At 56.2% G+C, this 24,797-nt stretch carries 26 protein-coding genes; 24 read left to right on the forward strand and 2 right to left on the reverse strand.

Annotated features, from left to right (window positions below):
* Positions 1–28: 28 nt before the first annotated feature.
* Positions 29–247, reverse strand: a complete 219-nt coding sequence (gene tlp, locus XYCOK13_RS05290) for a small acid-soluble spore protein Tlp (RefSeq protein ID WP_213410850.1) — start codon at positions 245–247, stop codon at positions 29–31.
* A 236-nt stretch (positions 248–483) separates the two neighbouring features.
* Between tlp and XYCOK13_RS05295 the strand changes: the two genes are divergently transcribed.
* On the forward strand, positions 484–1,443 hold the full coding sequence (locus XYCOK13_RS05295; RefSeq protein ID WP_213410851.1) for a metal-dependent hydrolase: 960 nt from the start codon (positions 484–486) through the stop codon (positions 1,441–1,443).
* 57 nt (positions 1,444–1,500) lie between these two features.
* Here the strand turns inward: XYCOK13_RS05295 and XYCOK13_RS05300 are convergent, their stop codons facing one another.
* Positions 1,501–2,100: a nitroreductase family protein gene (locus XYCOK13_RS05300; protein ID WP_213410852.1), complete on the reverse strand. Its 600-nt coding sequence runs from the start codon at positions 2,098–2,100 to the stop codon at positions 1,501–1,503.
* Positions 2,101–2,269: 169 nt separating this feature from the next.
* On the opposite strand from XYCOK13_RS05300, the gene XYCOK13_RS05305 reads away from it, so the two are divergent.
* The 23 genes from XYCOK13_RS05305 (at position 2,270) to XYCOK13_RS05415 (ending at position 24,718) form a co-directional block, all read left to right on the forward strand.
* Positions 2,270–2,479, forward strand: coding sequence for a hypothetical protein (locus XYCOK13_RS05305; RefSeq protein WP_213410853.1), 210 nt, complete (start codon positions 2,270–2,272; stop codon positions 2,477–2,479).
* Positions 2,480–2,733: 254 nt separating this feature from the next.
* Positions 2,734–5,022 (forward strand): DEAD/DEAH box helicase, encoded by a 2,289-nt coding sequence (locus XYCOK13_RS05310; RefSeq protein WP_213410854.1) that lies wholly within the window; start codon positions 2,734–2,736, stop codon positions 5,020–5,022.
* Positions 5,019–6,428, forward strand: a complete 1,410-nt coding sequence (locus tag XYCOK13_RS05315; protein ID WP_213410855.1) for a ribonuclease H-like domain-containing protein — start codon at positions 5,019–5,021, stop codon at positions 6,426–6,428. The genes XYCOK13_RS05310 and XYCOK13_RS05315 overlap by 4 nt, the downstream gene beginning before the upstream one ends.
* 260 nt (positions 6,429–6,688) lie before the next feature.
* On the forward strand, positions 6,689–7,498 hold the full coding sequence (gene mutM / locus XYCOK13_RS05320) for a bifunctional DNA-formamidopyrimidine glycosylase/DNA-(apurinic or apyrimidinic site) lyase (RefSeq protein WP_213410856.1): 810 nt from the start codon (positions 6,689–6,691) through the stop codon (positions 7,496–7,498).
* A 15-nt stretch (positions 7,499–7,513) separates the two neighbouring features.
* Positions 7,514–8,344 carry a deoxyribonuclease IV gene (locus XYCOK13_RS05325; RefSeq protein ID WP_213410857.1) on the forward strand — a complete coding sequence of 277 codons (831 nt, stop codon included), beginning with the start codon at positions 7,514–7,516 and terminating at the stop codon, positions 8,342–8,344.
* Between the two features lie 28 nt (positions 8,345–8,372).
* Entirely contained in the window at positions 8,373–8,768 is a 396-nt protein-coding gene (locus XYCOK13_RS05330; RefSeq protein WP_213410858.1) for a cyclic-phosphate processing receiver domain-containing protein, read from the forward strand.
* 4 nt (positions 8,769–8,772) lie between these two features.
* Entirely contained in the window at positions 8,773–9,540 is a 768-nt protein-coding gene (locus tag XYCOK13_RS05335) for an ABC transporter ATP-binding protein (RefSeq protein WP_213410859.1), read from the forward strand.
* Positions 9,541–9,587: 47 nt separating this feature from the next.
* The gene (locus XYCOK13_RS05340; protein ID WP_213410860.1) at positions 9,588–10,577 is read left to right on the forward strand and encodes a YpdA family putative bacillithiol disulfide reductase; all 990 of its coding nucleotides are present in this window, start codon (positions 9,588–9,590) and stop codon (positions 10,575–10,577) included.
* 57 nt (positions 10,578–10,634) lie between these two features.
* On the forward strand, positions 10,635–11,426 hold the full coding sequence (locus XYCOK13_RS05345; RefSeq protein ID WP_213410861.1) for a YheC/YheD family protein: 792 nt from the start codon (positions 10,635–10,637) through the stop codon (positions 11,424–11,426).
* Between the two features lie 89 nt (positions 11,427–11,515).
* A complete protein-coding gene (locus XYCOK13_RS05350; RefSeq protein WP_213410862.1) occupies positions 11,516–11,695 on the forward strand; it encodes a hypothetical protein in 180 nt (59 codons plus the stop codon).
* A gap of 248 nt (positions 11,696–11,943) precedes the next feature.
* A complete protein-coding gene (locus XYCOK13_RS05355; RefSeq protein ID WP_213410863.1) occupies positions 11,944–13,539 on the forward strand; it encodes a serine/threonine-protein kinase in 1,596 nt (531 codons plus the stop codon).
* Positions 13,540–13,716: 177 nt separating this feature from the next.
* A complete protein-coding gene (locus XYCOK13_RS05360; protein WP_213410864.1) occupies positions 13,717–14,961 on the forward strand; it encodes a CpaE/TadZ family protein in 1,245 nt (414 codons plus the stop codon).
* Positions 14,958–16,202 carry a TadA family conjugal transfer-associated ATPase gene (locus tag XYCOK13_RS05365; protein WP_213410865.1) on the forward strand — a complete coding sequence of 415 codons (1,245 nt, stop codon included), beginning with the start codon at positions 14,958–14,960 and terminating at the stop codon, positions 16,200–16,202. Before XYCOK13_RS05360 ends, XYCOK13_RS05365 begins: the two co-directional genes overlap by 4 nt.
* 7 nt (positions 16,203–16,209) lie before the next feature.
* A complete protein-coding gene (locus tag XYCOK13_RS05370; RefSeq protein WP_213410866.1) occupies positions 16,210–16,950 on the forward strand; it encodes a type II secretion system F family protein in 741 nt (246 codons plus the stop codon).
* 25 nt (positions 16,951–16,975) lie between these two features.
* Entirely contained in the window at positions 16,976–17,707 is a 732-nt protein-coding gene (locus XYCOK13_RS05375) for a type II secretion system F family protein (protein ID WP_213410867.1), read from the forward strand.
* Positions 17,704–17,925: a Flp1 family type IVb pilin gene (locus tag XYCOK13_RS05380; protein WP_213410868.1), complete on the forward strand. Its 222-nt coding sequence runs from the start codon at positions 17,704–17,706 to the stop codon at positions 17,923–17,925. The genes XYCOK13_RS05375 and XYCOK13_RS05380 overlap by 4 nt, the downstream gene beginning before the upstream one ends.
* Before the next feature lies 1 nt (position 17,926).
* A complete protein-coding gene (locus XYCOK13_RS05385) occupies positions 17,927–18,937 on the forward strand; it encodes a hypothetical protein (protein ID WP_213410869.1) in 1,011 nt (336 codons plus the stop codon).
* Positions 18,938–18,964: 27 nt separating this feature from the next.
* Positions 18,965–21,136: a hypothetical protein gene (locus tag XYCOK13_RS05390; protein WP_213410870.1), complete on the forward strand. Its 2,172-nt coding sequence runs from the start codon at positions 18,965–18,967 to the stop codon at positions 21,134–21,136.
* A gap of 14 nt (positions 21,137–21,150) precedes the next feature.
* Positions 21,151–21,681 carry a TadE/TadG family type IV pilus assembly protein gene (locus XYCOK13_RS05395; protein ID WP_213410871.1) on the forward strand — a complete coding sequence of 177 codons (531 nt, stop codon included), beginning with the start codon at positions 21,151–21,153 and terminating at the stop codon, positions 21,679–21,681.
* Positions 21,678–22,205 carry an A24 family peptidase gene (locus XYCOK13_RS05400; RefSeq protein ID WP_213410872.1) on the forward strand — a complete coding sequence of 176 codons (528 nt, stop codon included), beginning with the start codon at positions 21,678–21,680 and terminating at the stop codon, positions 22,203–22,205. The genes XYCOK13_RS05395 and XYCOK13_RS05400 overlap by 4 nt, the downstream gene beginning before the upstream one ends.
* Before the next feature lie 13 nt (positions 22,206–22,218).
* Positions 22,219–23,793: an FHA domain-containing protein gene (locus XYCOK13_RS05405; RefSeq protein ID WP_213410873.1), complete on the forward strand. Its 1,575-nt coding sequence runs from the start codon at positions 22,219–22,221 to the stop codon at positions 23,791–23,793.
* 26 nt (positions 23,794–23,819) lie between these two features.
* Complete coding sequence (locus XYCOK13_RS05410) at positions 23,820–24,377, forward strand: thioredoxin family protein (RefSeq protein WP_213410874.1); 558 nt, start codon at positions 23,820–23,822, stop codon at positions 24,375–24,377.
* Positions 24,365–24,718, forward strand: coding sequence for a thioredoxin family protein (locus XYCOK13_RS05415; RefSeq protein WP_213410875.1), 354 nt, complete (start codon positions 24,365–24,367; stop codon positions 24,716–24,718). Before XYCOK13_RS05410 ends, XYCOK13_RS05415 begins: the two co-directional genes overlap by 13 nt.
* Positions 24,719–24,797 lie beyond the last annotated feature (79 nt).

Here is a 24,797-nt window from a genome sequence, read left to right on the forward strand (position 1 = left end):
CCGCCCCCTCCTACTCGATTATGGCCTGTTAGTGATCGCTCGCCTCATCCTTTATTTCTTCGCGGAAGCCTTCTACACTTTGGCGCCGACGCTCATTCTTCTCGCGCATGTGCCTTACTTGGGAAGCGGGAAGCTCATCGGCAAACTCTGCCAAATATTCTTCGCTTTCCTCGGCGTTTTCCAATGTATTCTGTACCATATCCTGCAGTTTCTCCGCATTGTCTGCGCGATTGTCCGGTTTTGCCATGGGCATGCATCCTCCTTGAATATGGTAAGGGTTGGCGTCGCTTCCTTGCAGCAGCGATTCAGGCCACTTATAAGATGTCACACTCCGTACATCGCTATGCTGGGAGAATGAGGGCGGCATCTCCTTCGCAATCTGACACTCCGTTAACAAAAAAGGCGCTTTGCGGTGACAATCTCGACTTATAATGGAACCCAAATGGCAGTCCCCCGAGGGAACCGAAAGGAGAATGAGCAAACATGGACACAGGCAGCCACTTGCTGTTTGGAGCGACATTAGCCGGATTGGCGATGCTGGACCCGGTTGTTGCGGGCCAGCCCCAGCTGGCGCATGCCGTCTTGGCAGGCACGTTGATCGGCTCGCATGCACCAGATTTCGATACCTTGACCAGGCTCAAAGGCTTCACGGCGTACTTAAAGCATCACCGCGGCTTGTCGCATGCTTTGCCCGCCTTATTCGTCTGGCCGGTACTGGTCAGCTTGCCGCTGGCATGGATATTCGGCGTACAGGATGGCTGGCTGCATCTATTTGCCTGGACAATGGCGGCCGTTTGCTTTCATGTATTTTTGGATGCTTTCAATGCGTACGGCGTTCAGTGCTTTCGGCCGATTACCCGCAAGTGGGTGCATCTTGACATCTTGTGTCTGTACGAGCCGTTTCTGTTCGGGCTTCATGCTGCCGGATTGGCGGCATGGCTAGTGACAGACTGGCCGCCTGGCCCCTTGTTTGCAGCTGTCTACGCGAGTACCTTCGCGTACATTGCGCTTCGCGCGCTGCATCACCGGCATTCGCTCGTTACGTTTCGGAAGCGTTACGGCATCTATGGAAGCTGCCACCTGATACCGACACTCAACTGGTTCCGCTGGCAATATATTGTGGAGCAGGACGGCAGATTTCAAGTGGGACTAGTCTGCAAAGGCCGCATGGAATCGCAGGAAATTTTGGAGCAGGATGACAATCCGGCCATTCAAGCAACTAGAGGGATGGACGGGGTGCGGGCCTTCCTGCAATTTGCGCAGCGCATCCACGTTTCCTGCAAGGAAAACGAGGATGGCTACGAAGTCAAGTGGAGCGATGTGCGGTTCAGCCACAGGCACAAGCTGTCCTTTGGCGTGGATGTGAAGCTGGACCGGAACTTGCGGGTCATCAGCCAGCGCGCAGGCTATCGGAAGAAGGGCTACGAGCCGCCCTATATTTGAATGCCGGGCGGACTAGCTCCTGAAATCGCTCATCCATCATCAACGTGCAACCGCCATTCATTCGGGTTTAGCGCCAAACCTTCCTTCATGCAGCGTCTCTTCAAGCGGACGTCGTCCGGAAGGCACCTCTCTTTCCCGCAAATCATCGGGCAGCTGATCAGCAGATGCTCTATACCCGATGGCGATCACGCAATGCAGCTCGTATTGTTCCGGGATGGCGAGCGTCTCTCTTGCTTTTTCCGCATTGAAACCGGCCATGGCATGAGCGGCTAACCCCTGATTGGCCGCTTCCAGCGCCAGATAACCCCAGCAGGTGCCGGCATCGAAAGCGTTGTTCCGGTTGTCGCCGCCGTCCGGCTTGAGCTTGTTTGACACGAGCAGCGCGAATGCGGAAGCCTGCTTGCACCAGCGCGTGTTGCCTTCAAGAATAAAGGAAAGGAATCGTTCTCTATCCTCCGACGTCCGGGCGATAATGAACTGCCAAGGCTGCAGGTTGCTGGCCGAAGGGGCCCATCGCGCCGCCTCGAAGAGGCTGTAAAGCACGTCCTCGGGAATTTCCCGGATCTCGAATGAGCGCGGGCTCCAGCGCTCCAAAAACAGCGGAAGAATCGGATAGTCCGGATTGCGCATTTGCTTGATTTGTTTTAGATCTGACATTGCAGGCAACTCCCTTCATTCATTTGTGTCCTTACTCTATTTAAGCAAATAGGAGGGGAGGGAAGCAAATGAAGCGTTCACGCGCTGTTTGCATGCATGTTTGCATAGAAAAGAACACAGCCGCACATCCTACACTACGACATGGACGAGAATAATGGAGGCGGTAAGTATGGAGCTGGATGCACAAGATTTGGCAGTCATCGAGCAAGCATTGAAGGAAGGCATTAACAACGGTGTAAGTTATCAGACTGCGTTAAACTATAGAGGAGTATTGAACAAGCTGCAGCAGACGCCGCATCAGGGCGGGTCGCTGCAGGACGGCCAGACAAGGGTTATGCAAGACGGGTTCCGCTATGATTACGACGATTCAGCCACATAAAGAGGCAGGCAGCAAAGGCTGTCCGAGTCAACCGCATGACTTGGGACGGCCTTTTTGTATGGGCCTCGAGCTGGGGAGATAGTCGAAGTTACCATTGCGAGGCGAACGTATATTCTGTAAAATAAGTAGGAGAAGACAGGTGGGTGCGGCTGCTTTTGAGGAAACGGATTGCGAGCGAAGCGGCCTGCCGGCATGAAGCGTGCAGAGAGACAGCAAGTAAGCGCTTATTACATATAGGGGAAAGGATATTGGATATGAATCGACTTACGGGGAAGGTATCGTCTATCCAACAATGGATCGAACAAGTGAGGACCAATCGCGAGCTGATGGCCAACGTCACGTGCTGGCACACGATACCGCCGCGTCCAGCGAGAACAGCGCCATTTCCGAGCCAGCTCCATCCGAAGCTGCAAGACGCGCTGCGCCAGAAGGGCATTGATGAGCTGTATGTGCATCAGGCCGAGGCCTTCGAGACGATTGCCGCCGGCCATCATGTCGTTGCCGTCACGCCTACGGCTTCGGGCAAGACGATGTGTTACAATCTTCCGGTGCTGCAGGGGATTCTGGACAACGATGAAGCGCGGGCGCTTTATCTGTTCCCGACGAAGGCGCTGGCGCAGGACCAGGTGGCCGAACTGCAGCAAATGGTCGATTACATGGATGTGGATATCAAGACGCATACCTATGACGGCGATACGCCCCCAACCGTTCGGCAGGCCATACGCAATGCAGGCCATATCGTTGTGACGAACCCGGATATGCTGCATTCTGCCATCCTGCCCCACCATACGAAATGGGTCAAGCTGTTTGAGAATTTGAAGTATATCGTCATTGACGAGCTGCATGCGTATCGAGGGGTGTTCGGCAGCCATGTGGCGAACGTCATCCGGCGCTTGAAGCGGATATGCAGGTTTTACGGCTCTTCTCCCCAATTTATTTGTGCTTCCGCAACGATTGCAAATCCGAAGGAGCATGCGGAACGACTCATAGGCGAGCGGGCCGAACTGGTCGACAACAACGGTGCGCCAGCCGGAGAAAAGCACGTGGTATTCTACAACCCGCCGGTCGTCAATCGCCAGCTGGGCATTCGCCGCAGCAGCGTGCTCGAGACGAAGAAGATCGCAGGGATGCTGCTGCGGCAGGGCATTCAGACGATCGTTTTTGCGCGCAGCAGAGTGCGTGTGGAAATCTTGCTTACCTATTTGCAAGAACTTATTCGCCATGAGCTGGGGGCCAAGTCCATTCGCGGCTACCGCGGCGGATACTTGCCCAAGCAGAGGCGCGAGATCGAGCGCGGCTTGCGCAACGGCGAAATTCGCGGCGTCGTCAGCACGAATGCGCTGGAGCTCGGCATAGACATCGGCCAGCTGCAGGCATGCGTGCTGAACGGTTATCCGGGTACGGTTGCCAGCACTTGGCAGCAGTCGGGAAGAGCGGGGCGAAGACAAGAAAGCTCGATTACCTTCATGGTGGCCAGCAGCAACCCGCTCGATCAATATATGATCCAAAACCCGCAGTTCTTTTTCAATCGTCCTCCCGAGCATGCCCTGATTCATCCGGACAATCTGATGATCTTGCTGGATCAGGTGAAATGCGCGGCCTACGAGCTTCCATTCGAGCAGGGCGAGTCGTTCGGCAACGCATCCATTGCCGATATTTTGGAATTTCTGACGGAGGAGCGCACGCTGCATCATGCGGACGGCAGATGGTACTGGATGGAGCAGTCATTCCCGGCCCATAACGTTTCGCTTCGGGCGGCGGCGCAGGAAAACTTCGTCATTATCGATATGTCAGAGGGAAGCCGGGTCATAGGCGAGGTTGATCGTTTCAGCGCCCCCACGCTGCTGCACGAGGAGGCGATATACATGCATGAAGGAGTTCAGTACCAAGTCGAGAAGCTGGATTTCGAGGAGAAAAAAGCATTTGTCCGACAAGTCAGCGTGGATTATTACACAGATGCCAATCTAGCTGTTCAGCTCAAGGTGCTGCATACGGATCGCGAAGAGACAAACGGTGTGCTGACTCGCTGCTTCGGGGAGGTGACTGTGAACGCCAAGGCGACGATCTTCAAGAAGATCAAGCTGGGCACGCATGAGAATATCGGAGCCGGTCCGATCCATCTCCCGGAGGAGGAATTGCACACGACTTCCTATTGGTTTTCCTTCGACGAACAGTTCAGCGAGGGGCGCAGCGCGAACGATCTCCAATTTGCCCTGCTCGGCTTGGCGAATGTACTTGTACATATAGCTCCGCTGTATTTAATGTGCGATCCGCTGGATATTCGCGTTGTGCCGCAGGTGAAGGCCGTGCATACGAAGCGGCCTACGATCTTCTTCTATGATCGCTATCCCGGCGGCATCGGACTGAGCGAACGACTGTACGAGGTGCATGGCGAGCTGCTGGACAAGGCGCGGGCTCACATAACAGCCTGCACTTGCATAAGCGGCTGTCCCGCTTGCGTAGGCCCGATTGAAGAAGTGGGATTAACCGGCAAATCGCTTGCCATGGAACTGTTGGCGGCGACCAAGGAGGAGAGAGCATGAGGCTTCGCGATCAGCTGTTCAAGCAGCGGCAGCGCGCACAGGCGCCAGAGTTGGCCAATCCTGACGCAGAGAGCGTGTTAGCGGAGGCGATCAAGAGGCAGGCAGGCGAACGCGTTCCTTCGGGAGACGAAGGGGCGCGCATAGAGGAGCTGCCTGAATGGACGCCTTTTGAAGCGCATCTAGCCGTGAATGCCCGGGGCAGCTTCATTCGTCGCAGGCGCGTATATCCGCTCGACCACGTGCATGGCCATGCGAGGCTGGGTGATCTGCTCGGCTTCGCGGAAGTGCTGGAACAGGTAGCTGTCAAGCCTGGCGGGAAGGCGGGAACGAAGCCGAGCCGGCAAGATGGCGCGCACCCTGTACAAGATCCGAATGGTGAGGAGCAAGGCCCGCCTTTGTATGAGCGCATGCTGTTTCTGGATACGGAGACAACGGGGCTCGGCGTAGGCGCCGGGAACGTTCCCTTCATGGTCGGCATCGGCTATTTCCGGCAACAAGCTTTTATCGTGGATCAGATGCTGATCCGCAATCCGGCCGAGGAGCGTGCGATGCTGCATGAACTGGACAGCATGCTGGCATCGTATACACATTTGGTTACCTATAACGGCCGGACCTTCGATTGGCCGGTCGTACGCAATCGCTTCGTTATGCACCGAATGGCTGTGAGCGGACTCGACCGGTTCGCGCACCTGGACTTTCTGTACCCGTCTCGAAGCCTTTACCGCAAGACGCTGCCCACCTGCAGGCTCAGCATGGTGGAGGAGAGACGATTGGGTGTCTACCGCCATGAGGATGTGCCCGGCTCGCTAGCACCCGAGCTTTATGTGAAGTACTTGGCAGAACAAGAGCCCGCCATACTGGAAGGCGTGTTCCGTCACAACGAATGGGATATCCTCACGCTCAATTTGCTGGCTGCGCATTTTGCAGCGTTGGCTGCCGGAACGATGCCCTTCCGCTCGCTAGAAGCGACTGAAGTGTTCAGGGCGGGCGTATGGTTTGAGAATCAAGGCATGCAAGCACGGGCAGATGCAGCGTACGCTTACTTACTGGAACTGCATCCTGAGGAAAGGCGGGGACTGCAGCTTGAACTGGCCCAAGTTCTGAAGAAGAAGGGGGCGCTTCAAGCAGCTGTTCAACTGTGGGAAGAAAGCCTGCAAGCCGATGATGCTGCTTCAAGCGACGGGATCGAAGCCAGGGTGCAGCTGGCCATGGCTTATGAGCATCGGCTCAAGGACCTGTCGCGCGCTCTGCAGGTTGCGGAAGAAGCGAAGGAGCTGGCACTGCGTCGAATGACGCTTGCCCGCGGACGTGACGGCGGCAAGCAGCGGGCGCAGCTTGCCGACTTGGTTAAACGTGTAGAGCGGCTGCGAAGGAAGGCCGCAGCGTCCAAGGAGCAAACCGGATAAGCAGGTGTTCCGCGGCCGAATCGGAGGAGGACCAGCTAGACCTTTTCCTTGTATGGGCAACCATTTTAATTTATCCATAAATTGCGCTTGCCTAGGGCAACCTAAGCAGAACCGGCAGTCCCGCAGACGATTGGCTTTGGCCGCAGTCGGCGGGACTGTCTGCGTATCTGTAACACATGAGCTTGTCGTGCGCTTGGCGCAATCTGCACTTCTTAACGGGAGTACAGACAACGGCAGTCAGGAAAGGAGCGGACAAAGCCATGCCGGAATTGCCGGAGATGGAAACGTATCGGCGGCTGTTGGCGGAACAGCTCGTTGGACGTACGCTTGCAGATGTATACATAGGCCGCGAGAAATCATTGAACGTACCGCCAGAACCATTCACCCGGCGTGTTCGGGGACGTACAGTGAACAGCATCCGGCGACGGGCAAAGCATCTGATTTTTGACCTTGATTCGGGCGATCATCTGCTGCTGCATCTCATGCTGGGCGGCTGGATGTTCTGGGGCTCAGAAGCGGACCGCCCCGAACGGACGATCCAAGTGCGCCTGGACACGAGGGAAGGCTCGCTCTATTTCATCGGACTGCGGCTGGGGTACTTGCATCTGCTGGATGCATCCGCTCTTGAGGAACGGCTCCAGCCGCTTGGTCCGGAACCGCTTCAGCCGGCCATGTCCCTGGAACAATGGATGAATCGCATGGCAGGGAAGCGGGGACGTCTCAAGTCGCAGCTTGTAGATCAGCAGGTCATCGCCGGGATCGGGAACTGTTATGCAGACGAAATCTGTTACGATGCCGGTATTCGTCCATCGAGAACTTGTCCCTCGCTTGTCCGGCAAGACTGGGAACGTCTTTATGCCTCTGTCCAGCGCGTTCTGCTGGCAGCCGTTCGATATGGCGGTTACATGGAGCACCCGCTGTATACAGGTGACCGCTTAACAGGCGGATTTGATGAGCGCTGCCAGGTTTACGACAGGGAAGGTGAGCCGTGTGCCCGCTGCGGCACTGCCATAATGAAAGAAAGTCTGTCCGGGCGCAAGCTGTTTTATTGTCCGGAATGCCAGCGTTAAGGGAGGGGATGACCAATGCTGTTCGGCAGTCACGTCAGCACCAGGCGCGGCTATAAAGAGGCTGCGCGGTTCGCTCATCAGCTTGGAGGCAGGGCTTTCCAGTACTTTCCGAAAAATCCGCGCAGCCTTGCGCTGAAGCTTTCCTTCGACCAACAGGATGCCGAGCGCTGCCGCCAGTACTGCGAGGAGCACGGCATTCGTTCCATTGCCCATTCGGCCTATCCGATCAACATTGCGGTACCGGACGAGCAGCGGGCAGGCATGGTTGCTTCGCTTGTCAATGACCTGATTATTGCGGAAGCCTGCGGTTCCCTGGGAGTCGTCGTTCATTTTGGCAAATTTCATAATAAAGACCCGTTGCAAGGTTATAAAAATAGTTTACAATGTATAGATGAGGTTCTGGATCGGTTCGAAGGGAAAGCCTTGCTGCTGCTGGAAAATATGGCGGGAGAAGGCGCAGAGAAAGGCACGGCTTTTGAAGAGCATGTACACATTCGTCAACTGTCGAGGCATGCGGACCGGATCGGTTTCTGCCTGGATACGTGCCACGCCTTTGCCAGCGGACTTTGGCAGGAAGACGATTGGGCACAGACGTTCGAGCGCGGCAAGCAGCTTGGGTATATGCAGCATGTGGCTGCCGTGCATTTGAATGATTCCCGGTACGGGCATGGGGCAAGAAGGGACCGGCATGCGCAGATCGGACTCGGGGCTATTGGCGAGGAGCGATTTAGGCAATTTTTGCGCAGCGCTTGGCCGGAGCAGCTGCCCATGGTGCTGGAGACGCCGGTAACGGCGGAACGGAACCACCGGGATGAGCTGGAACTGCTGCATGCCTGGATAACTTGACACGGCCGGGGAAGGGAGCGACTCTTGGATGGATGGCAAGCTGAATGTGTATGTGGACGATCAGCGACGCTGCCCTGATGGATTCACATTGGCCCGCAGCGCGGAGGAATGCCTGCTGCTGCTGGAGTCGTACGCCGTGCATATCTTATCGCTTGATCACGATCTTGGCTGGGGCGAACCTACTGGGTTTGATATTGTGCGGCATATGGTGGATCGAGGGTGGTACCCCGACCATATTTACCTGCACACATCCAGTGTGGTCGGCCGTTTCAATATGTACCAGCTGCTGTATGCTTCAAAGCCGGAGCATGTTGCTTTGCATAACGGTCCGATCCCGGATGCGCTGCTGCTCGAACTGGCGCAGGTCCGATCGGGCAGCAAGCAAGAGCGTCTGCCGGGGAGCGATGATTTCGGAAGGGGTTAATGTCATGATTGCGTTCGATCAGGTCACCTGGAAGCGGGAAAACCGCACCATATTGCAGAATGTTACCTTTACGATGAACCGGGGCGAGCATTGGGTCATACTTGGCCGCAACGGCTCCGGGAAGACGACGATGCTGGAAATGATTAACGGCTATCTGTTTCCGACATCCGGCACCGTTCAAGTGCTCGGCGAGACCTATGGTCAATGCGACGTACGGGAGGTGCGCAAGCGCATCGGCTACATCAGCCAATCGCTGATGGATAAGCTCGCCTTGCGCGATCCGGTATGGGAAGTAGTGGCCAGCGGCGTTCATGCCTACCTGCGGCTTTATCAAGCCGTGGCAGAAGAGACAGAACATCGTGCTAGATCGTTGCTTTCCGAGCTGAGAATCGGGCATTTGGCCGATCAAGCGCTCGGGACGTTGTCCCAGGGCGAGCGCAAGAAGGTGATGCTGGCCAGAGCCATGATGGCAAATCCGGAGCTGCTGATACTGGACGAGCCATGCTCCGGGCTGGATTTGTATGAACGCGAGCGTTTTTTGGCTGATTTGCAGCTAATGAGTGATAGAGGAGCGCAATTTTTGTATGTCACGCATCATATCGAAGAAATTATGCCTTTATTTACGCATGTGCTGCTGCTCGGTTCGGGACGGATTGAGGCGGCAGGGACGAAGCATGAGGTTGTCACGAGCGACTTGATTGAGCGCGCCTATGATGTACATGCAGATTTGGAATGGTTCAATGACCGGCCATGGGCGAAGGTAAGAGATTAGAAGGGAAGAGATTAAGAGAAATCGAGACATCAAGGGGAGGCGGAACCATGGAAAAAGCGATTATTATCGGCGCAGGACCGTGCGGCTTGGCAACCGCTGCAGCGCTGCAGGACAAAGGCATCGAGCCGCTGGTGATCGAAAAAGGCTGCATCGTGCAATCGATCTATGAATATCCGACATTTATGCAATTTCACAGTACCCCTGACCTGTTGGAGATAGGCGGCGTTCCCTTCGTGACGCCGAATGACAAGCCATCCCGCCGGGAAGGTCTGGAATATTATGCGACGGTCGTTCGCCGGCGCGGGATACGGGTCCGTACCTACGAGGAGGTCAAGCAGGTCATTCGAAGAGAGGACCAGACATTCGAAGTGCACACGGAAGACCGGCATGGCATCGCGGCGCGGTATGAGACAGCCAATGTGGTCGTGGCGACAGGCTATTTCGATTGGCCGAACTATTTGGGCGTGCCCGGGGAGGATCTGCCGAAGGTGGCGCACACCTTCCGCGAAGCGCATCCGTATGTCGGGCGCAAGGTTGCCATTATAGGCGGACGGAATTCTGCCGTGGATGCCGCGCTTGAACTGTATCGCGCCGGCGTCGATGTTACGGTCGTCTATCGCGGAGAGGAATTGACTGAGAGTGTGAAATCGTGGGTGAAACCAGTCTTCCTTAGCAGGGCAGAGAAGGGGAAAATCAACATGCTGTGGAAAACAGAGCTGCTTGAAATCACCCCCGCCACGATTATTGTCAGCCGGAACGGTACGCGTGAGGAAATTCCTAATGACGATGTGCTCGTGCTTACCGGCTTTCGTCCGGACCGCAGCTTTCTGCGGAACATGGGCGTACAGACAGATCCGGAGACTGGTCAGCCGGCCTATAACCCGGAGACGATGGAGACGAACGTGCACGGCATCTATATCGCGGGGGTTGTCGCCGCCGGCAGTCGTGCGAACGTGATATATATTGAGAACGGACGCTTCCATGGCCAGCAGGTCGCGGACGCCATTGCAGCCAAATCATCGGAGCAAACTGTCTAACCGCCCAAACCGTACAGCCGCCCTTCGCATAAGTATAACCCAAGGAGGGCGATAAGGATGGAACCGAGACACCGGCTGTATGTCTCAAGCAAATGGGAAAAGCACTCCGCCCTGATGAATGAACTGCTGCTGAAAGACGCACTGCCGAGGATGGAGCGGCTCTCCCTTCAATCACTGCGCGATTTATTGGAGGAATTCGATACCGTATACGTCAAACCGGAACACGGCATGGGCGGACGAGGCGTTATGAAAGTATCCCGCTCGAACAAGCAGCTTACGCTGGATCAGCAAGGCTATCCTGTTCGCAATTTTTCTACGCTGCAAGCCTTGTATCGAGTGATCCGGCACCGCAAGCGCGGGCGAAGGTACGTTGCTCAGCAAGGCATTGAATTAATCCGCAACGGGGATCGGCTGATCGATTTCCGTGTGTTGCTTATGAAGCCGGGCTCTGTCTGGCACTGCATGGGTGCGATGGGCAAGATGGCCCCGCCGGCACAGATCACGACGAATCGGACGCGCGGCGGCGAACCGATTACGGTTCGGCATGCGTTGGCGACTGCGACTGATTTCGATGAGGATAGGATCGAGAAAATTGAGTATGAGCTGATTGCCATATCCCGTCATGTGGCGGGGGCGCTCAGTGAGTCTTATCCGGGGCTCCGCTGCCTTGGTCTGGATTTGGCGGTCGATCAAGACGGCAAGGTCTGGCTCTTGGAGGCGAATACTGCACCCGGCGTACAGTTGTTCAAGCATCACGAGAACGATAAGCTGTATGCCAAGATCAGCCACTTCCGGCGGAAGATTAACAGCCGCCGACGCAGGAGACCCAACAGCAAAAAGAAAATATAGCTTGAGATAGAAAAGCTGACTGCGGACATTGCGCCGCAGTCAGCTTTTTTGCTTGGAAGATGGATTAGCGATCAGGTAGACGATTTCGCATGTTGGGCATGATGCAGTTCTTTCAGAAATTTGTTCATGAGCCGCTGTTGATGCGCGTCCAAACCGGAATGATTGCCAGTCTGTATGAGCGAATCAATGCTTTTTTTCAACAGTTTGCTCCGTTTGTCATCCGTAGCGGGCTGGGACATACTCCATATCCACTCCTTTTGTTTGTCTGATTGTCAGTATACAGGGGACGGCCGGAAATGAAAACCGGCATAAGTCTTCCTCGCAGCGCGTGTGGTGGATGGAAGAAGGGTGGCAGGAAGTGAACCCCATTGGATATACAATTGCGGCAGGATGCTCCTGATTGCGCGATGTAATCCCTAAACCTGCATATCTCCAAACCGGGAAGGGGTTGTGCCAGTCCGGAATGCAAGCTATAATCGAGGAAAAATGTGCCATTTTCAACAGAGGGGGGACATTTATGAAGAAGATCGGTTCCTTGCTTGGGGAGCGTTACGAAGTTTTGCGTCAGCTAGGCGAAGGCGGCACAGGCAGTGTCTACCTGGTGCGTGATCTGAAGCTGCACGGCAAGCTGCGCGCAGCCAAGCTGGTTCATGGAGGCGGTATGCCGCTGCCTATGTGGGAACGGGAAGCGAAGGTGCTTGTCACCCTGGATCATCCTTATTTGCCGGATGTGATCGATGTTTGGAGTGAAGGGGAAGCAGGCATCATCATTATGGAATATGTGGAAGGAGAGACGCTGGAACAGCGGTTGTTCCGGCTGGGCGGCTCGCTGCCGGTACGCGAAATCGCACGGATCGGGAAGCAGTTAAGCGAGTTGCTTGTCTATTTGCACGAGAGCGGGCCGAATATTATGCATCGCGATCTCAAGCCTTCTAATGTCATGCTGGACAGGCAGGGCTATGTCCGCTTGATTGATTTCGGCATCGCGGGCCGGCAAGGCGGCGGACAGCTTGAAAGCACGGCGATGAACGCGACGCTCGGTCGGTTCGGCACTCCCCGGTTCGCTTCGCCGGAACAGCTGGCTGGCAGACCAGTGGATGCACGCAGCGACTTATATCAATTAGGCGGGCTGCTATACTATTTATTGAGCGGCGGGCATGCACGGAGCGGGCGGGCTGGGCTTGCCTTCGAGCAAAGTCAAGTGCCTAAAGGCCTGAAGACCATTCTTCACCGTTTGCTGCAGCCTGACCCGGAGCTGCGCTATCGAACTGCCGGAGAAGCCTGGCGCGCCTTTGACGATCTCGAAATGCAGCAGCTCGCTATGCCGTCAGTCAAACCGCATGAGGGAAGCAGCACGTCCCTGGTTCTGGTCGGCAGCTTGTATGGGGGTGCCGGCGCCACGTTTATCACGCTTGCGCTGGCTGCCGCTTGGGCGCGCCGCGGAGTGGAATGCGGGGTCGTCGAGATGCCCGGCGGAAGAGCCGAACTATTCGGAATGCTCAATGGAGAGGAGCGCAGTCCCAGGGGCTATCGCTTTCTTTGTGATCGGGCGCTAGATCAGGACGGGCTTCGACCGGCAGCGCGCTGGCGGCAATTCGGGACTTCTTGGTACCCGCTGCCTTATGAGCGCCCTGCCGCGATGAAAGCGGACGCCGCTCAGCTTCGCCGCATGCTGGAGCTTTGCGAGGAAGAGCTTGTGCTTGCCGATGCGGGCACACGCTGGGGGGACACGGCGGTGAAGGAGCTGCTGCCACGCGTATCGGCGGTTGTGTGTAACGTGGACCCGTTCCCTGCCAAAGCCGGCAGCATGGAAGCGCAAGGACACGCGAAGGAGCTTGAAGCGTATGTCCGGCACGGCGTGCCAGTCTATTGGGTTGCCAACAGAGCCGGCGCGGGCTTCATCAAGCCGTGGTTGAACACACTGCCGGCGCGTCCGACCGCAGTAGTTCCGAACGTACCGCACACAGCTGTCATGCAGGCTGTCTGGCGGGGGAGCTTGATTCAATACGAGAAGGAAGCGGGTTCGCGACTGGACGCCGCGTTGGGGCCGCTGCTGGATGTGCTGCATCCGCTTGGAACCCGGTCCGGCGCAGAAGGTGAACAAGTCAAGTAATCCATTTTTTTTGTATAAAGGCTCTTGCCAAGGTATGGAAGTTGCGCTATACTGATGGTGTTTCGACTATTGGAATATTCACAATTACATAAACAACAAAGCGGAAGCACCGCTGATGCCTTTGAAGGCTATCAGTGTGTGCTTTTTTTGTTGTTTCGAGAGGAGGAATGTCAGGCCGTGGACGGTAATCGTGTGATCCACTTGCTGCTTTGTTCAGAGGATCGGGAGTTTGTGCAGGCTTTCGCCTACTATGTGCATACGCACTCGGAGTGGTGCAGGAGCTTGAAGGTAACATCCTTCGCGACTGCAGAACAGCTTGAGCGCTATGTCGGCGGCAAGCCGCTGTGGGATGTATGTCTGTGCGCGCCCAGCTTTCTTCCGGTTATGGAGAAACTCGGTGGACAGCAAGAGTGTCTGGTGTTGGCGAACGAGAAGCCGGATACGCAAGCAAGCAACGCTGCTGTTGCACAATCTGCAAACTTGCGCACGGTGTATGCTTATCAGCCGGTTCCGACACTGCTGGCACAAGTGCGGCAGCACGCACAGTCCCTCGCAAGCCCGGGCGCTGTCTGCCGGAAGCAAATCGGTCAACTTGCGGGGAAAGGGGGGATGGTGGCGGTGTTTTCAGCAGCGGGAGGAACAGGGAAGACAACCTTGGCGCTGACGCTGGCGAAGGTGTGGAGCCGCACGCGGAAGGTCCTTTACTTCAATATGGAGGATACCCCTTCCCTGCCCGTGTTCGGCAAGGATGATCCGCTTGCGGAATGGCTCTACATTATGCGTTCCCGAGAAGCCAATGGAACGGAAGCGGGTACGAGCTGTGCGGAAGAAGCGTTGACGAGGGCTATCGCGCGCATGCATGAAATTCCCTGCGACTGGATCAAGCCGCTGCGGCACCCGGAGGATTACGCTGCGCTTGGCGGGAAAGAACTTCTGCAGCTGCGCCGCATGCTGCAGGAAAACCTGCAATATGACTTCGTCATTGTTGACCTGCCCAGCGCCTGGCACAAGCATGTGCATGAGATTTTGGGAATAAGCGACACCGTTATCTGTATGGTGGACGGGAGTACACGCTGCCGCGAAAAAACCGCTCATCTGCTGGAAAGAGCTCCGCTGCAGCATGGGCGCCGCCCGGAGAAGGCGTGGGTGTTTGTCAACGGGAAAGCAATTGATTTGCATGCCGCTGATGAGCTCGATGAACGTTTGTCATTCCGCTTGCATGCGGCGCTGCCCTACGTGCCCGCCTGGAAATGCAATCGGGGGAGGCTGCTGCAGGAGCAGGCGGTGTATATGCAAGCCGCGTCCAGGCTAGCCGAGCTGGTGGAAGCTCGCATAGGCAGCCAAGCAGCTCCGGGCATTACCATCGGGGAGAACGTCGGCGTTCCTGCTCTCTCCACGCGTGCTGGGATGGTGTCGGTATGACAGATCGCGAGCTGTGGATTGTGCTCAAGCAATCGGTGCGCAGTCGGCTGATGGAAGCAGGGGAGTTGTCCGAGACAGCGCTCCTGAAGCTCATTGAACGCCAAGTATTCGACAGCGATCAGGGGGCTGCGCTTACGTTGGAGGAAAAGCAGCGGCTGATCGAGCGTATCTACGCATCCTTTCGCGGATTGGATGTGCTGCAGCCGCTGGTGGATGATCCCGCTGTGAGCGAAATCATGGTCAACAGGCACGATGAGATATTTGTAGAGCGCAGCGGGAGAACATTTCAGATCGCAGATCGCTTCGAGAGCCAGGAACGATTGGAGGACCTTATTCAGATGATTGTCGGTCAGGTGAATCGCACGGTCAACGAATCCGAACCGATTGTCGACGCACGGCTTCCTGACGGTTCGCGGGTGCATGTCGTTCTCCCTCCGGTCGCGTTGAAAGGACCGGTGCTGACGATCCGCAAGTTCCCGGAGGAACCGCTGCGCATGGACAAGCTGGTCGAGCTTGGCTCCTTGACAGAGGAAGCCGCTGCTTGGCTGAAGACGCTCGTGCAGGCAGGGTACAACATCTTTGTCAGCGGCGGTACGGGGTCGGGTAAGACGACCTTTCTGAACGCTCTTTCCGATTTCATTCCGCCGGACTCCCGCATCGTTACCATCGAGGATGCCGCCGAGCTGCAAATACGCAACGTCGCGAACCTTGTCAGTCTGGAGACGCGCAACCCCAATTCGGAAGGCAAGGGGGAAATCAACATCCGCAGCCTGATCCGCGCCTCGCTTCGCATGCGCCCGGACCGCATCATCGTCGGCGAGGTTCGCGGAGCGGAGGCGTTGGATATGCTGCAAGCGATGAATACAGGGCATGACGGCTCGCTGTCGACAGGCCATGCGAATAGTCCGGAGGACCTGATCAGCAGGCTGGAGACCATGGTGCTGGGCGGTGCCTTGCTTCCGGTTGAGGTGATCCGCGCCCAGATCGCGTCAGCCATCGATATCATCATCCACCTAGCCCGCATGCCGGACGGCAGAAGGAAAGTGATGGAGATATGCGAGGTAGCAGGCTGCTTGGCCGGGCAAGTTCAAATGAGCCCGCTGTTTGTTAGTGGAAGCGATGGCAGGCTGCGAAGAAGCGGGAACGCTCTGATGCGCAGGAGAAAGCTGGAGCTGGCAGACTTGACGCTCCCCGAGCATACGGGTGATGAGAGCGGCGGCGGGCAGGAGCTCGGGAGGTGAAGATGGGGTGAAAGACTACCGAAGCTATCCGCTGCAGCTGTGGGAATGGGCAGGAGTACTCGCCATTGGCGGTATTGCGGCCATTAGCGCTGGTTTGCTTTTCTTCGACGCTTGGCTTGCAGCGTTTCTGTTCTTGCCGGCCCTCTGGTTGATGCCTCGCTGGTACAGCAACTGGCGGCAGCGGCAAATCCAGGACAGCTTGGCCAGCCAGTTTCAGCAAATGCTGGATGTCATGGCCACGGCTCTGTCCGCAGGGCGTTCTGTCGAGAGTGCGCTGCAGGAAACTTACAACGATCTCCAGCTGCTGTACCGCAATCCGCAAACGCCGATCGTCCGTGAGGTCAAGGTGATGGTCGGCAGATTGGCGGTCGGGGATACGGCAGAAAGGGTATTGAGAGACTTCGCGACCCGTACCGGCATTGAGGAGATTCGGGAGTTCGCCGAAGTGTTCGGCATCTGCAAACGCAGCGGCGGCAACCTGATTGAAGTTGCCCGGCGGGCTGCATACGCAATCAGCGAGCGGATAAGGGTCAGTCAGGAAATCCAGGTTCTGATTGCCCAGAAGAAGCTGGAGGCGAGGATGCTTGCGCTTGCGCCGATCGTATTCGTCGGCTTGCTGAGGGCGGCATCCCCCGATTATATGGCGCCGCTGTACAGCGGAATCGGTTGGATGGTCATGGCAGGCGCCTTGGCATTGATTGCTCTGGCTGTAGTGCTTATGATCCGCATTACCCGGATTCACATGTAAGGCAAAAGCAGAAGGAGGGGCAAGCATGATTAGACGCTGGCTCGATAATTGGGAGCAGGCCGTCTACCGAAGAATGATGCTTCTGTACGACGTTGGAGAAGCGCATCAGCAATCCAAGCAATATGCCCGTCAGAAGCTGAGACTGTTCGCATTAGCGGGAGTGACCGGTATTGTCCTTTACATCGCATCAGGATTTGCAGCTTCATTGCTTGCTATTGCAGCGGCGGTACTGGCGCTGTTGCCGATGCTGGCATTGAAGTCGCTGGACCAGCGCATTGCGCACAACCGTAGAGCGCTTCGGATCGAGCTCCCGCTCGTACTCTCCAAGCTGACGTTAATGCTGGAAGCAGGAGAAACACTGAGGAAGGCGCTGGCAACATGCGCGCAGAAGGATGCAGCTGACAGACAAGGGCGCTCTCTGCTTCGGGACATTATGCAGGAAGCCCATCATCGGATGGACAATGGCGCTTCATTCACCGAGTCGATGGACTGGCTGGCCCGGCGCTGCTCGGTGCAGGAAGTATCGCTGTTTGTCCATACTCTGATGCTCCATCAGAGAAGGGGAGGCTCGGAACTGGCTTACTCTCTGCAGACTTTGGCGGTCAAGATGTGGGAGGAGCGGAAGCTGTTGGCGAGGACGTTGGGGGAGGAGGCCTCCTCCAAGCTTCTCTTTCCAATGCTGCTCATATTTGTGGCAGTGCTGCTCATTGTAGGAGCGCCTGCCGTAATGATGATGCAAGGAGGTGGGATCGGATGAAATGGGGAGACAAGCTGTATGCAGGCTGGATGCGTTTCTGGAAGGAGGAGGATGGGCTGGGCACTTTGGAAATTTTATTGATTATTGCGGTGCTCGTTGCTATTGCCATCGTGTTCCGCAAGTGGATCATTGAGTGGGTCAATACGCTGTTTACGAATACGCAGTCAGAGATGGACAAGCTGGACAGCGAATCGATTCTCGAGCCAGGGGGCTCGTAATATGGCGGGGCGAATCGGCTGGCGGCGACTTGCCAGGAATGAGCAGGGCAGCTTTACGCTCGAATCATCGATTCTAGTTCCTGTCGCGGTTTTTAGCCTTACATGTTTTTTGGTTGCGGGATTGTACTATTACCACTTTATTGTTTTGAGTAAGACGGCGCATGAAACGGTGGAACGGACGGCGTTTGCATGGAATCATCCTGCGAGCGAATGGCGAACCGGCGTCGTTCCCGCCGAACCGCGAACCAGCTTGTATTGGCGGTTGGGCGCTGATGGCATTATCGGCATTTTCAAATTGCTGACCGGAGAAATCCCATCAGCGATTCATCTGCCCCACCAGGGGAGCGAGGGCAGGGAAGGGCCGTCCGGCAAGCTTGTCCGGGCGGCGGCCCATCTGCCCGACACGCTGCAAGGGCGGCTGCACTACTCCAATACGCTGCTTCGCCGATCCGTCCAAGCGGAATTGGCCCTTTCGCTGCCAGTCATATTGCGTCCAAGCAGCGAAGAACTTCGTTACTCCTTAAGAGCGGCCTCCGTCATCGTTGAGCCTGCCGAGTTTGTGCGGTCGGTTGATCTGGCTGTCCGCTATGGCAGGGCACTGGGCGATCGACAAATAAACCATCAGCGGGCCAGTGCGGCCATTGCCCGATTTATTGGAAGGGAGGAGCCTGCATCCTTTGCCCGGCACGATCAGGCAGCCGCCTATTTGCGGACGATAGTCGGCGGGAAGGAGACCGAATTCGAAACCGCTCACGGCATGAGGCGAATAGATGCGCTTGATGCGAACGGCGTTGTCCATCAGGCGTACTTGACTTTTACCGCGAAGCAGCTCGAAGAGATTCAGCTGCCCAAAGATGCGGAGCTCATTCAGAGACATCCCGAGGTCACGGCCGTGGTCTGGCATTTTTTCCGTCGGACTGGTCAGACGGGCAAGGTTGGCCCGCCCGACCGCTTGCTGCGCAAGCTGGAAGCAAGCGGCATTACGGTAGTTATTCATGATGCAGAGGAATGAAGCTTCATGCTTGCAGGAGGTTCATGCATGAGAAATAGGGATCGCAGGAAAGGAAACGGATGGAAGGGGCTGATCCGCGGGCAGTCCGGGGCTGTTTCGGTGATGGTGATGATCATCTTGTCCGCGCTGTTGTTCGCACAGGCCGTATTGCTTGAATTGGGCAAGGTATGGGCAGCCGAACGCGAAGCGGAAGCAGCCTTGAAGGCGGCGGTCCGCTCGGCGTTGTCCGTCTATGACCAGGAGCTGCAGGCATATGGGCTGTACGGCGCAAGCAAACTCCCGGCTGAAGCAGCCTTTCGAGAAGTGCTGGAAGCGAACATGTCCTCGCTTCAGCCGGCTTCATTCTGGTCAGCAGCCCCGATTGCGTTGGGAGAAGCCCATATTCGGATGGATCGTTCGCTTGCCGATCCGAATTTGTTCGAGGCGCAGCTGCTTGAGGAGATGAAGTATCGGGCGCCAGTGGAATACGTTTTGCTCATCATGGAACCTTGGTTGGACGAAGGTGTCGCGGATCAACTGAGCCGCGGCTCAACCCTTCGCTCATCCTTGAAAGAGTTGGAAGCGCTGATCAGCCAACGGGAGGCTAAGCTTGACGAAGCCGGAGAAGACTTGCAGCAGATGCTTGCTCCGCAGGGGAGAAGCGGTACCGTCTATCAGCAGCTGATGGCGAATTTCTCGGAGCTGCATCAGCTAGCCGAGCAAATCGGTATCCTGGATTTGGAGGTGATTCGGAAGGAGCTTCAGGCAGCGGAGGAAGAACGGTCCGGATTGATCGCCAATCGCAATCAGCTGCAGCAGCAGCTCCATCTTATTGCCTTGTCGATGCAGGCCGGTCCTAATCCCGGTGCTGTGGAGGCGATGCGGCAGATCAGCGAGCAAATTGCCAGATTGACGGAAGCGATTCACAACTTGTCTGAGCGCGTGAGCGATCTTTCCCAGCAAGTAAAGCGATTGCTCCGTTATTGGGAATTAATTGGCGAGGCGGAAAGCAGGCTGGAGGAGCATTATGACTGGCTGGTCAGCCGTCAGGATTCGGCTGGCACACATCTGCGCGAAGCCAGGGAAATCAATGAGCAGCTTCGCAGAAAAACGGAGGAGGCGCAAGAGGCGGCCGAGCAAAGCATACCTGTCTATCCCGGTTCCTTCTTCACCGATACGGAAATCGGAGCATCTGAAGCGGTAGGGCAGTTCGGTGCCCTGCGAGCCAGCTTTCGGACGATGGAGCTTGCGACCGGGAGCGATTTCGTCAACATTCACGGCAGGCTTGTTCGGTTAGCAGAGGCATGGAGAAATACTTCCCATGACCAATGGAGCATATGGAATACTTTCGACCAAAAGCGAAAGCAGCAGCAAGCAGAGGCCGAGAAGCAAAAAGCGGCGGAAGAGGAACGAACGGAGCAAGTGCTTGGCCAGCTGCAGGACCTTCTCTATCAGTGTCCGGGGGAGGATCAGGAGCAGTATCGGCAGCTTAGAGGCCATTATCAGCTTTATGCCGGGGAACAGATCGATACGGTTCAGGAAAGCGACCAGCCGGCTAATATGGAAGTCGATGCGGCGGGCAGCAAGGCGTTTTCACTGGCTGACGAAATAACGGGTGCTTTGCTTGGCGCCCGGGACAAGGCCTATGTGAGCGAGTATGTGCTGAACAAATTTACGTATCGCACCTTTGAAGGATTGTCGCATGAAAAAGCCCATAACCGCGCGCATATGCTTGCCAACCAGGAAGCTGAATATGTGATCTACGGGCTGGACAGCTGCGCAGCTAACCATAGTGCCGCTTTTGCTGAAATGTTTCTAATCAGGCTCGCAATCCGCACCGTAGAGGCACTGATGGATCCCGGCCAGCGCGTACTGACCTTTATGTCTCCCTGGTTAACGTTCCTGTGGGCGCTCGCGGAAGGGGCTGTCGCTGCGCTTGCCGACATGAGGAAGCTTGTCCAGGGGGAGCGTGTCGAGCTTTCAGCCAAGCTGCCGAAAGCGTTGGCCTTCAGCTACAAGGATTACCTGCGGATGTTTTTGCTGCTTCATCCGCATTCCAGGCAGCGGACTGCTCGCCTACAGTCATTGGTTCATGCCAATACCGGGCGGAATTTGCATGATGCGTATACTTACGCTGAAGTTACACTTCGCGGGGAAGCTAGGATGATGATCATACCGGGGCAAATCGCCGTCCGCAAGGAAGCGGCCTGGTCCTATTGAAGGGGGCGTGTGCATTGGCAGGGAAATTTTGGTCGCGCACGGATGGCAGCATGACGGTGGAGGCTGCGATTGTAATGCCAATTGTGATTTCACTGCTGCTGCTGTTTATGTCGTTTGCGCAATCGTTAGCCGCGCAATTGGCCATGCGTCATGCGGCAGCCGAGACAGTGAAAGAAGTTGCCGCGCACGCCTACGTTCTTACTTTTATTCGCGATTCGGCATTATTGAACCGAATAACGGAAATGACGGACTCTTTGCCCGCCCCGCTTCGGGAATTGGTTCATGCGCAAGGCGAGCAGTGGACAGAGGAAGCCTGGAAGGCGGCATTGCTGCCGCTTTTGCGAAGTCACATGGAAAGGACCTCCCTGAACCCGTCCCAAGTTTCCATTCGGTCTGTTGCAGTTCCGGATTGGCAAGGCTCGGGATCGAGGATGTTCGGCATTCAAGTCGTATATACGCACCGCTTGCATGTGCCGTTCTTTTCCAGAGATGTCGAGTTGAACGTACAGGCGTATGAACGAATTTGGACAGGGGAAGGAGGATGAATGTGTCAGCGCTGTACTGGCTCTCCTTTGGCGTGTTTTGGTCTATTGCGTTATGGACAGACATGAAATATAGGAAGATTCCCAACTGGCTGACAGGCGCTTTTGCTGTCTCTGGGCTCTTGATGCATGTTGTGCTCTTCAGCTGGGAGGGCATTCCGGCCGCAGCTTCGGGTATGCTGATCGGGTTGGCCATAACTTTGCCGTTTTACTTATGCCGCGCAGTTGGAGCGGGTGACGTCAAGCTGTTCATGGCAGCGGGTGCGTGGACGGGAGCCTGGTATGCGTTATTGCTGTGGTGCTATACGATTTTATTAGCAGGCTGCATCGGCATCATCTGGCTGCTCTGGGAAGAACGCAGGTCCAGGCGATTGCGGGAATGCGGCATGCGGCTGCTTCTGCTTGCAGGAACTCGGGACCGCACCTGGCTCTATGGCTGGAGCAGGCGGCCTCCGGTTAAGATGCCGCTGATGCTGGCGGCTGCGCCCGGAGCGGTGCTTCTTTTTTGGCTTCATCCAATTTCTTAGACGGGAGGTTCAGATGTTGCGATTCGACTATGATCGCCTGCGCGAGCCGTGCTTGCTGATAAGCGAAGACTCGGCGGAATTCGCGGATCAAATATCCGAGCTGCAAGCCGCCATGCTTCGGGAAAACGACATTGCCGGCGTGATGCCGGCCATATTGGATACGGATGTGGATTCCAGGCGTTTTCGCTGCTATTTGCGGGGAAGGCAGCCGATAAGCAGGGAACTCGCCCGCAGCGGTCTTACACTGGAACGGTACTTCAGTATTTTGTATGAAATAACAAGCATATTAGTTTCGGCAAGGAGCCATATGCTGCTGGAACGGAATTTTTTACTGGAGGAAGAGGTCATTTTTGAAAAGGATGGGAAACCGCAGTTGGTTTATTTGCCGCTTTCCGTTCCGCATACCGCAGACATCGGGGCGGCGCTGCTGAAGCTTGCAGTGAGGTGGACCGCATACTTGCAAGATCGTTCTGATAGAGGGGTGGCAGAACTTCTCGCGTTGCTGCAAAGTCCGGGGTGCACCGCTGAGACGGTGAACAAGCGTCTGGAACAATTCGGGCGATCTGCAAGCATGGAAGCTGCTGCGCATGGCAGCATGGCAACCAGCGGGCATGCGGCGCACGGGGGGCGGTTCGTTGACTTTGCACAGCCAGGATGGTCTGCGTTGTCCGCGGAAATCGGCCATCGGGAGGATTCCCCGGCGAGTCATGTGGAAGCCATGGCGCAGGCAACGGCTGAGCCCGATCACCAGCGGGTTCAACAGGCGACGGCTGATGCTGGTGATGGCAACGAACTGTCCAGAGGGCAAACAGAAATGGAGTCCGTAGAGTCAGATCATGCGCTGCCCTGGTGGAAACAGCGGGAATTATGGGTTCGTTCGGCCTTGGCTGTTGTCATGATAGTCATCTTATGGCAGGTATTTTGGTGGAAGCCTGTGGAGCTAATGCTTTACGGTTGTCTGGGTACAGGAGTTATCGGCATCCTGCTGCTGTTCGGGAAGCTGCCCTGGACACGGGGCAAAGTGATAGTGGCTGATGCTGAGGAAGAGGGATGGGAAAGCTTCGATGCAGTGCTGCCAGAAGCGGACTACTATGAACAGCTGCCACAGCAGACAGACATCCTGCAACCGGATGAGGCGGAGCAAGCGGGAAGGCGGAACAGCGATGGTCTTTCGCATGCTGCCGCGACAGATGCCCGTTCGCCCGATACCGTATGGATGACGCCAGGGGAATGGACGCCCCAGCCGCTGCTTATCCTGCAGCAGGAAACGTCCCATGCGGATACGTTTCATACGATTCATAAATCGGGGACAGTTGTGGGGAGATCGGCAGAGGCGGATGTACGGATCGATGAGCCGGGCATCTCCGCAGCGCACCTGGAGTTTCTTTGGCAGCACGAGCAAGGCTGGAGCGTTCAGGACTTGGGTTCACGCAATGGGACACAGCTGAACGGGGAGTTCATTTCCCCATACACGCCGATATCGCTGCATGTCGGGGATCGCCTTGAGCTGCCGGGGATTTGCTGCACAGTAAAGGACTTGAACGCGGGAAAACGGGAACGGTATAATGAAAGGGAAGCAAGTGAATAAGGCCAACCGCTGAAAGGATGTGCAAAATGGCTAGAACCCCTTCCAACATGGTCCCCCTTGGTTCCAAGGCGCCAGATTTTCAACTGCCGGAGCCATTGACCGGACAGGTTCGATCTCTTAGCGAGCTGAAGTCTGATCAAGCTACGGTCATCATGTTTATTTGCAATCATTGTCCCTTTGTCAAGCATGTGGAATCGGAGCTGATCCGATTGGCTTCCGAGTATCAGACGAAGGGGGTTTCCTTCGTGGCGATCAATGCGAACGATGCCGAGCAATATCCGGACGATGCGCCGGACAAGATGGCAGAGATGGCCCGAGAGAAGGGCTATCCGTTCCCTTATTTGCATGACGAGACTCAGGAGGTAGCCAAGGCGTATGATGCTGCCTGCACGCCGGATTTCTATCTTTTCAACGGCCAGTTGGCATTGGTCTACCGCGGTCAGTTGGATGATTCCCGTCCAGATAGCGGCATTCCTGTAACTGGCAGGGATATTCGTGCCGCGCTTGATGCCATTCTTGCGGGCCAGCCGATAGATGACAACCAGCGTCCGAGCCTCGGCTGCAATATCAAATGGAAGGCATAAGCGGCGATCTCTCATCGGCTGCCGTTCCCCGGATGTTGCCGGACTATACAGAGACCCAGCTGCTGGAGCGCGTGCAAAGCGGCGAGCGCTTCGCGGTGTTCGTCCATACGCCGTTCTGCGGAACGTGCAAGCTGGCCGAGCGCATGATTGCCATCGTGGCTACGATGGACAACATCGTTCCCGTTGTGCGTGCGAACATTAATTTTCTGCCCTGGGTGAGGCGGAAATGGGAGCTGACAAGCGTTCCTTGTCTGCTGCTGTTTGAGCAATCGCGGTGTATCGGCAAGCGATATGCCTTCCAGAGTGTAGACACGGTATACCGGATGCTGAAAATCGAATAGAACATAAGCGCTCGCAGGCGCGCCTATTCGGCGTAATGGGGCGCTTTTTTGATTGCAGCGGATACAAACCCGAGCAAAG

This window comes from Xylanibacillus composti, from assembly GCF_018403685.1.
GTDB classification, from domain to species: Bacteria; Bacillota; Bacilli; order Paenibacillales; family K13; genus Xylanibacillus; species Xylanibacillus composti.